Source organism: Moorena sp. SIO4E2 (assembly GCF_010671945.1).
GTDB lineage: Bacteria > Cyanobacteriota > Cyanobacteriia > Cyanobacteriales > Coleofasciculaceae > Moorena > Moorena producens.
In genome coordinates, this window is sequence record NZ_JAAHIE010000328.1 from 1 (window position 1) to 8,474 (window position 8,474).

The 8,474-nt window shown below is 45.3% G+C and carries 6 protein-coding genes and 1 pseudogene; 3 read left to right on the forward strand and 4 right to left on the reverse strand.

What is annotated here, in order from left to right; genetic code table 11:
- Together F6K37_RS25900 and F6K37_RS25905 are read right to left on the reverse strand one after the other, a co-directional pair.
- Nucleotides 1–547 (reverse strand): annotated as a pseudogene (locus F6K37_RS25900) (protein translocase subunit SecD); the annotation flags it as partial.
- Nucleotides 548–793: 246 nt separating this feature from the next.
- A complete protein-coding gene (locus F6K37_RS25905) occupies nt 794–1,777 on the reverse strand; it encodes an alpha-ketoacid dehydrogenase subunit beta (protein ID WP_287253139.1) in 984 nt (327 codons plus the stop codon).
- Between the two features lie 468 nt (nt 1,778–2,245).
- Between F6K37_RS25905 and dnaK the strand changes: the two genes are divergently transcribed.
- Both dnaK and F6K37_RS25915 read left to right on the forward strand, forming a co-directional pair.
- The gene (gene dnaK, locus F6K37_RS25910) at nt 2,246–4,261 is read left to right on the forward strand and encodes a molecular chaperone DnaK (RefSeq protein WP_044493122.1); all 2,016 of its coding nucleotides are present in this window, start codon (nt 2,246–2,248) and stop codon (nt 4,259–4,261) included.
- A gap of 210 nt (nt 4,262–4,471) precedes the next feature.
- Nucleotides 4,472–5,518, forward strand: a complete 1,047-nt coding sequence (locus F6K37_RS25915; RefSeq protein WP_008184006.1) for a DnaJ C-terminal domain-containing protein — start codon at nt 4,472–4,474, stop codon at nt 5,516–5,518.
- 766 nt (nt 5,519–6,284) lie between these two features.
- Here the strand turns inward: F6K37_RS25915 and F6K37_RS25920 are convergent.
- Together F6K37_RS25920 and F6K37_RS25925 are read right to left on the reverse strand one after the other, a co-directional pair.
- Nucleotides 6,285–6,485, reverse strand: coding sequence for a hypothetical protein (locus F6K37_RS25920; protein ID WP_044493118.1), 201 nt, complete (start codon nt 6,483–6,485; stop codon nt 6,285–6,287).
- Nucleotides 6,486–7,666: 1,181 nt separating this feature from the next.
- Nucleotides 7,667–7,879: a hypothetical protein gene (locus F6K37_RS25925; RefSeq protein ID WP_131827078.1), complete on the reverse strand. Its 213-nt coding sequence runs from the start codon at nt 7,877–7,879 to the stop codon at nt 7,667–7,669.
- A gap of 284 nt (nt 7,880–8,163) precedes the next feature.
- Between F6K37_RS25925 and F6K37_RS25930 the strand changes: the two genes are divergently transcribed.
- The gene (locus F6K37_RS25930) at nt 8,164–8,364 is read left to right on the forward strand and encodes a hypothetical protein (protein ID WP_131827077.1); all 201 of its coding nucleotides are present in this window, start codon (nt 8,164–8,166) and stop codon (nt 8,362–8,364) included.
- The last annotated feature ends 110 nt before the right edge of the window (nt 8,365–8,474 follow it).

The window sequence follows — 8,474 nt, forward strand, 5'->3', positions numbered from 1 at the left end:
GTTGGGGACGAGCATCTTGGAGGTTTTTGCCAGTCAGACCACTACTTTCAAATAGTTCAAGGATGGCTTGGTTACTACGATTGATAGCAGCTTGATTTTCTGCGATCGCATCTCCATCACCATTGTTGCGTAAGACCTCTTGGTTTAATTGTAGTTGTTGTAGCACTTGCTGTTCAACCTGCAGCTGTGCTTCTGTACCAATCTTTTGATTGAGGAAATCCAGCTGTGCTGTTCCCCCTAGTACCCGTTCCGCTTGTTGCGGGTCATTGACACCAGGTAGCTGTACCAAAAGCTGGTCTTTGCCAACGGTTTGGACTACCGACTCAGAAACCCCTAGGGCATTAACTCGACCTTCTATAACGGTTTTAACTGCGTCTAATTGCTCAGCCGTGATTTCGGTAATCTCTTCGGTAGTGTTAATCTGAATTGTGAGTTGAGCCCCTCCCTGCAAGTCCAGTCCTAACCGGATTGGAAATTGCACCAGCAATATGATTGCTGTAATTACAAGTACTAGGATTAAGGCTAATAGTGAACGCTGTTTTTGCATGACTACGACCCGCCGCAACAAATGCTATGATAATCTGTTTTGGCGAGTCTAGTAACTGAGAAAATATAAAGTCTGAACTCTGAACTCTGAACTCTGAACTGTGAACTGTGAACTCTCAAGGCTGGAGGCTTAAGTATTCTATCGATTGGTTACTTAGGAATCGGAATCTTTTTCACCTCCAGCATCTAATGATCAGCAACGCCCCCTGCATGGCTAATGCCTAAGCTTTATTTGCCAAGCTTTTAGTTAAATCCGCAAAGCCACCATCTTTTTCACACCCTCGACAATTTGATGGGGTTGGACAATGGTTAGATTTTCGAGAGTCCCGTTGTAGGGAGTGGGAATATCTTGGGATGAAAGCCGAAGCACTGGTGCATCGAGTTCATCAAACCAGCGCTCGTTAATCGATGCTGTTAATTCTGCCCCAATACCACCGGTTTTCATGCACTCTTCTACAATAATGACTCGGTGGGTTTTGGCGATTGAAGCACCAATGGTCTTAAAGTCTAGAGGCTTTAGGGAAATCAGGTCAATCACTTCAGGATCATAGCCCTCTTTTTCCAGCTGCTTAGCCGCTTGGATGGCGTGGTGACGCATCCGGGAGTAGGTAAGAATGGTAACATCTTTACCAGGGCGTACAACTTCAGCTTTGTCAAGGGGTACCAAGTACTCCTGGTCTGGCAGATTTTCTTTGAGATTGTAGAGCAGGACGTGTTCAAAGAACAATACTGGGTTATCATCTCGAATGGCAGATTTCAGCAACCCTTTTCCATTGTAGGGGGTTGAGCAAGCAACAATTTTGAGACCGGGAACTGCCTGAAAGTAGGCTTCTAGACGCTGGGAGTGTTCGGCCCCTAACTGACGTCCGACACCACCAGGGCCTCTAACCACCATCGGGATTTTAAAATTACCACCAGAGGTATAGCGCAGCATCCCAGCATTGTTGGAAATTTGGTTGAATGCCAGGAGTAAAAACCCCATATTCATGCCTTCAACAATTGGTCGTAAACCTGTCATTGCTGCACCCACAGCTAGACCAGTAAAGCTATTTTCGGCAATGGGGGTATCCAGAAGCCGGAAGTCACCGTATTTTTTACACAAATCTTTGGTAACTTTGTAGGAACCACCGTAGTGACCGACATCTTCACCGATTACAAATACTGTCTCATCCCGTGCCATTTCTTCGTCTATGGCTTCACGCAGAGCATTAAAGAATAGTGTTTCTGCCATTAATAATTCAATATAGGGGGCTACTGTGATCCTAGCATTGCCAGAGCCCTCGAATGATGATGTACAGGGAAGTTTCCCACAGGTAAGTCGGGCAGATTGATAGGTGCGCTCTTACCATTAAGAATTAAATTCACGCTTTGGCGCGCCCATGCTGTGGAAGCGCTAATCAATAGTCTTGAATGTACTACTTCACCCGATCCTCGAGTTTGCTAATATATTCTCTATTATGATAGGATGCTTACTTTGAAATTCCGCTAAATTGGGGAAGAAGTCAAGGGATAGAATAGATTCAGCACTTCGGGGCATCCCTTACCATAACTGCAACCGTCAGAGGTCTAGGGTGACTACGCTTCGGAAAACCGAACCACTGGCTATATACAATTTTAATCAAAATATCATCTATATATATAGTAGTTGAAATTCATTGAACGAGTTGACAGCATTCATCTTGAGGAGAATAAAGGACGCATGGGCAAGGTAGTCGGCATTGACCTGGGTACAACAAACTCCGTGGTGGCTGTCATCGAAGGCGGTAAGCCGGTGGTAATTGCTAATGCGGAAGGTATGCGCACAACTCCCTCAATGGTTGGCTTTAGTAAGGATGGGGAAAGGGTTGTAGGACAATTAGCACGCCGCCAAGCTGTGCTTAATCCCCAAAATACCTTCTATGGGGTGAAGCGGTATATTGGACGTAAGTATGCTGAACTGAATCCAGAGTCAAAGCGGGTTGCCTATACCATTCGCCGGGATGAAAGTGGTAATGTGAGAATTAAGTGCCCCCGGTTGAAAAAAGACTTCGCCCCAGAGGAAATTTCTGCAATGATTCTGCGGAAGTTGGCGGATGAGGCCAGCCGCTACCTGGGAGAGGAGGTAACAGGAACAGTAATAACAGTCCCGGCTTACTTTAATGATTCTCAACGGCAAGCCACACGAGATGCTGGACGAATTGCTGGGTTAGAGGTTCTGCGGATTCTTAATGAACCAACAGCAGCGTCTTTGGCTTATGGCTTGGATCTTGAGGCCAGCCAAACTATCCTGGTATTTGATTTGGGCGGGGGTACCTTTGATGTCTCGATCCTAGAGGTGGGGGATGGGGTGTGTGAAGTGCTATCAACCAGTGGTGATACTCAACTGGGGGGCAATGATTTTGATCGAAAAATTGTTGACTGGTTGGCAGAGCAATTTTTGAAATCAGAGGGAATTGATCTGCGACGCGATCGCCAAGCCCTACAACGGCTGACTGAAGCTGCAGAAAAAGCTAAGATCGAGCTGTCTGGGGTGGGTGTAACTGAGATTAATTTGCCCTTTATTACAGCTACAGAAGATGGTCCAAAACACCTAGAAACTAGGCTGAAGCGCTCTCAGTTTGAAGAGCTATGTGTGGATCTAGTTAGTCGTTTGCGCAGACCCCTAAAACGAGCTTTCAAAGATGCTGGCTTAACTCCTATGGACATTGATGAAGTGATCTTGGTAGGAGGGGGAACCCGCACCCCGATGGTACAACAATTGGTGCGCAGCTTAATCGATCGGGAACCAAATCAGAATGTTAATCCTGATGAGGTAGTGGCAGTAGGAGCTGCAATTCAAGGAGGAATTCTTAACAGTGAAGTCAAAGATATCCTATTGCTGGATGTAACTCCGTTGTCCTTGGGTTTGGAAACTATTGGTGGGGTGATGAAAAAGTTAATCCCCCGCAACACGACTATCCCAGTCCGGCGGTCTGATATTTTTTCCACCTCCCAAAATAATCAGACTTTGGTGGAAATTCATGTCCTGCAAGGGGAACGGGATATGGCAACAGATAATAAGTCTTTGGGTCGGTTTAAGTTGACTGGTATTCCCCCAGCACCACGGGGAGTGCCCCAAATTCAGGTGGCTTTCGATATTGATGCTAATGGAATTTTGCAGGTATTGGCACTGGATAAAACTACTGGTCGAGAACAAAGCATTACCATTCAAGGGGCTTCTACCCTGAGTGAAGCGGAAGTCAACAAAATGATTCGTGAGGCAGAAGAATACGCTGAGGTTGACCGGGAACGAAGGGAACGAGTAGAAAAGCGCAATCGGGCAGAAAGTTTGGCTAATGAAGCGGAACGGCAACTGAGGGAGGTAGCCCTAGATTTTGGGAGACAGTTTGCTAGTGGTTATCGGCGTCAGATTGAAGGCTTAATTCAGGAGATGCGTCAATCCGTTGCCCAAAATGATGACCGGGCTATTGATCGCACTCAAGGTGATCTACAAGATGCCCTCTATGAGCTCAAGCGAGAGGTACGGCTGCAATATGAGGAAGAAGAGGATGATGACTTGTTTGGCTCAATTCGTCGCACCTTCACCGGAGATAGTGACACAGACCGATATTCTCAACGGGATTACCGCCGGGACTCCTATGACTCCTATGGGGCTAGTTCATCGAGGTCCAGTCGCGATCGCGATCGCAGAAACCCCCTTGAAAATGATTGGGATGAGGATGATAATTGGTTCTAAATTAGTCAGTAGTTAGTTGTCAGTTGTCAGTAGCCACAACTAATTAGCGGTTAGTCTTTAGGTAAAAGTTTTCTCGCTCTTCCCTTTAAAAAATACTGACAATTAACGATTAATCACGAATAGATCAAAAAACGAATAGATCAAAAAAGCCTTAATACGGGGGTTTACCCGATGAGGGAGTGCATCGAGACACTTCATTATTGACTAATTATGCAAAACTATCGAGATTACTATGAAATGTTGGGTGTACCCACAGAGGCATCCAGCGAGGAAATTAAAAAGGCTTATCGGCGGTTAGCTCGACAGTATCACCCCGACCTGAATCCTGGAGATAAGACAGCAGAAGACAAGTTCAAGGATATTGGTGAGGCATATGAAGTTCTCTCTGACCCGAATAGGCGATCGCAGTACGACCAATTCAGCCGATATTGGCAGAAGAAGAAGTTTGGTAGAAAAGCGGCTAAAGCTGCTACTTTGATTAAAAATGTAGGCTGGAACGGCAATGGTCGTGGTTCATACCAACCAGAGGATTATGGCAATTACCGGGACTTCAACACCTTCATTGATCAACTACTCGGGCGTCGCTCTACTAGAAAGGCAACATCAACCCCACCTCCAGGGACTCGGGTAAGTTCTGAGAGTGCGTTTCGACCAGGGAAAACTAAAACAGCCTACACTGTTAGTTCTCGTCTGAGACCTCAACCCAAATCCCCCCCTCAGCCTCAACCTTATCCCAAACCTCAACCTCAAGATATTGACGCTCGATTAACCCTACCTTTGGAAAAAGCCTATAAAGGGGGTCGAGAGCGAATTCGCCTAGAAGATGGACGGGCTTTAGAAATTGAGCTACCTGCTGGGATGGTAACCGGTGCCCTGGTGCGGCTCCAAGGTCAAGGTATTGATGGTGGATGTTTAAATTTAAAAATTACTGTGTCACCTCATCCTTTCTTTAAATTAGAGGAATTGGATGTGATTTGTGTAGTACCAGTAAGCCCTGCTGAAGCAGTATTAGGTGACTTAATAGAAGTTCCCACCTTGGATGGTATAGTGCAAATTAATGTTCCTAGTGGCGTCAGGTCAGGACAAAAATTGCGCTTGGCAAATAAGGGTTATCCCAATCAGGATGGGTTACGAGGGGATCAGGTAGTAGAAATTCAGATTGTTGTGCCAACCGAAGCCACTCAGGAGGTCAGAGAACTATACGAAAAACTAAGGGAGATTGATAATTTTAATCCTCGCCAAGATTTACTGGTCTAGGAAAAAGGCTTACATCCAAGCATCCACAAACGCGCAAGTCCCAAGTCACAAGTCAGAAGTCAAAAGTAAGCATTGACTAGGTTTCGGAGTTTAGAAATGTCAAACATCTTAATGGGTAGTGCTATATAAGGGAAGCAGCCCTGTAACCTCGGAGAGGATAAGGCAGTTTGTGGCGATAAAAACGAAGTAATTATTGAATGAGTTCTGAGACAAAAGACATTGAATCCAACCAATTTTTACCATGCAAGCCAATATAAAAACTGCTATGTCGTCGGTAAAATATTGAATGATAACTGGGACGATTAACATAGGATGCTAACCATTTTTGCTGAATATATTGTCCATTAAAATTAGCTAAAGTGTAGGACAAACAAATTAATAAAATCAGAGAAATTAATCGCTGTTTGCTGACTCTAGTAGCCTCCAAATTATAGCAGTTCTCAGGACGAGTGAGCGACATTGCTTATCCCTTTAAGGCAAAAGGCATGCATGCATGCTAGCAATAGTAAAGAGGGTTTTAAGCGATGCAGAGGTGCGACCCGTGGCGAATTTAATTACGGGTCAAACGCACCATTACGGTCTTGGGGAGGCAGAGGTGCGACCCGTGGCGAATTTAATTCGACGACTGTAAACGCACCATTACGGTCTTGGGGGTTTCCCCCACTCGCTATTGCCGTGGTTCCCCCCACTCGCTATTGCATCAAGACAGGGAATCAGTGTCAAAGGATAGTGTACCTCATAACTGCGAGAAACGGGAGCATGTCACTTATGCAGCAACATTAGTACGCTGATCTGGGGAATGGGGAATCGGGAATGGGGAATCGGGAATCGGGAATCGGGAATCGGGAATGGGTAATAGGTAATGGGTAATAGGTAATAGGGGAAGCATGTCACTTAAGCCTAATATTTTTACCATTACTATAGCCCCCTGATGGGTAATTGCTTGCTGATCTGGTAAATAGTTCATCTGTTCTGCAACTAAGACCGGATTTTTGTTGTTTTGTCAAGTAGTTCATTTGTTAGGCTTATTTGACCTGCTCCCCGAGAAACGCTATATAACCGCCACTCTTGAAATCACGGAACATTGTCTTGATCCCAAGGGCGAGTGCTTTCCCCCACTCGCCCTTGGGATCAAGACAACGAAAGTATTATCAACGAGGTCTAAGAGCTAGGTCGCTTATATATAGCAATTATCATAGCTATGAGGTACACAATTTCGGAATTTTAGGGAACAGGAACCCACCCCTAACCCCTCCCAGGAGGGGAATAGGGAATAGTTAATAGGGATGCGCTGCATCAAGACAGGAAATCAAATTCAAAGAAGACTGTACCTCATTACTGCGAGAAACGCTATAGTCTGCGTTTTAGCTTATTTCGTCACCCCCTCAGTAAAAATAATATAAGCAATGCGATCGCTTAATTTTAATAAAATCTAGCGCTAGAGTAAACATTTATAACTGGTAAGTTAATTCTAATAAATGCGATCGCTTAATTTTGACAAAATATAGCGCTATGGTAAAGATGGATAACTCAGAAGCTAATGATTAGCAATGCGATCGCTTAATTTTGATAAAGTATAGCGCGAGATTAAAATCAGATTAGTGCTCAAATCATCCTTAAGAGCAAGGAGACTCTCGTTATACCCGCAGGGTTAGCGAGAGAGGAATTGCGTCTTTAACGATAAACGTGCTAGAATGAAAGTGGTCAATGACCCACCCGAGACGATGGAAACAGATGCGCCTATACGAGCGAAGTCCAGTAACCTGGCGGCGCAGCAAAATTGGTAGACTTTGAAGTTACCGTAAGGATAGTGGAGTCTTTATGGTTGGCAGGTTATGCAGAGAAGGGTAAAAATTTATTAATTAAGACTCCACTATCCTAAGGTTTCGTCTCTAGGGAAAAGATGACAGGGCAATGGAAGGCCAACCCTTGAATCAAAAGTGTATCAAGACTTTTCTTGAAACTCGACACATGAGAACCGCAGGGCTTGCGGGGATAGTCTGGGTCGCGAGCGTAAGACCAGAAAACCCCTTGAGGGTGGAGGCGGTTGCTATGAAGCACCAAACCAAATCGTGAGGTTTAGGAATCCCAGCTCCTTTGGAGCCGCTACGCGAACGTTATAATCTTTGATTTAACGATGGGAGGATGTCAAGAGCACAGTTGCGATCGCTTAATAGTGATTAACTTGATCGCGCTTAATAAAATCCAATTAGTGGTCAAGTGATTACAAACACTGTGATCCCATAAGGCACGATTAAACCGTTCGCGTAGCGTGGCCGTAGGCCAATCGATAGCGCAAAATTCGTGCTTTGATAAAATCTTCAGCAGTTTTGCGATCGCATAAATTCGTGCTTCGCTCAAGTCATGATTAGCAATGCGATCGCGTCATTTTGCTCAAGCCTATCGATAGCGTAATTGACAGCGGTAACACTATCATCAGCATTGCGATTACCTAATTGAAAATTAACTATAGCGCTATACTAAATTAGTATAGTATGCTTTATGATAACAAATCTGTTATAGCAGTCGCCAGGGCAGTTAGGACATGACAAAAGTCTCAAACCTAAGTAAGCGCAAGAGTTTGGGCGTTGCTGATTCTGGGTATGGTTTTGCCCCCCTAGCCCCCCAATTTTGCGGTGCGACCCGTGGCGAATTTAATTCGCCGACGGAAAGCGCACCGGTGGGGGAATAAGACTTTCTTGCGTCCCTTCCGGTGCGCGCCTCCTAGGGCGAGTAAATCGCCCTTGGGTCGCACCGCAAAGTTGGGGGACCCACGGGGGCTTGACCAAAACCAGATGATCGCGTATTCATTCCTTGATTCAGCAACGCCAGAGTTTGACTTCTGACAAATGACTTCTGACAAATGACTTCTGCTATACAAACACAACTGTTGCTTCCCCTACTCCCTACTCCCTACTCCCTACTCCCTACTCCCTACTCCCTACTCCCTACTCCA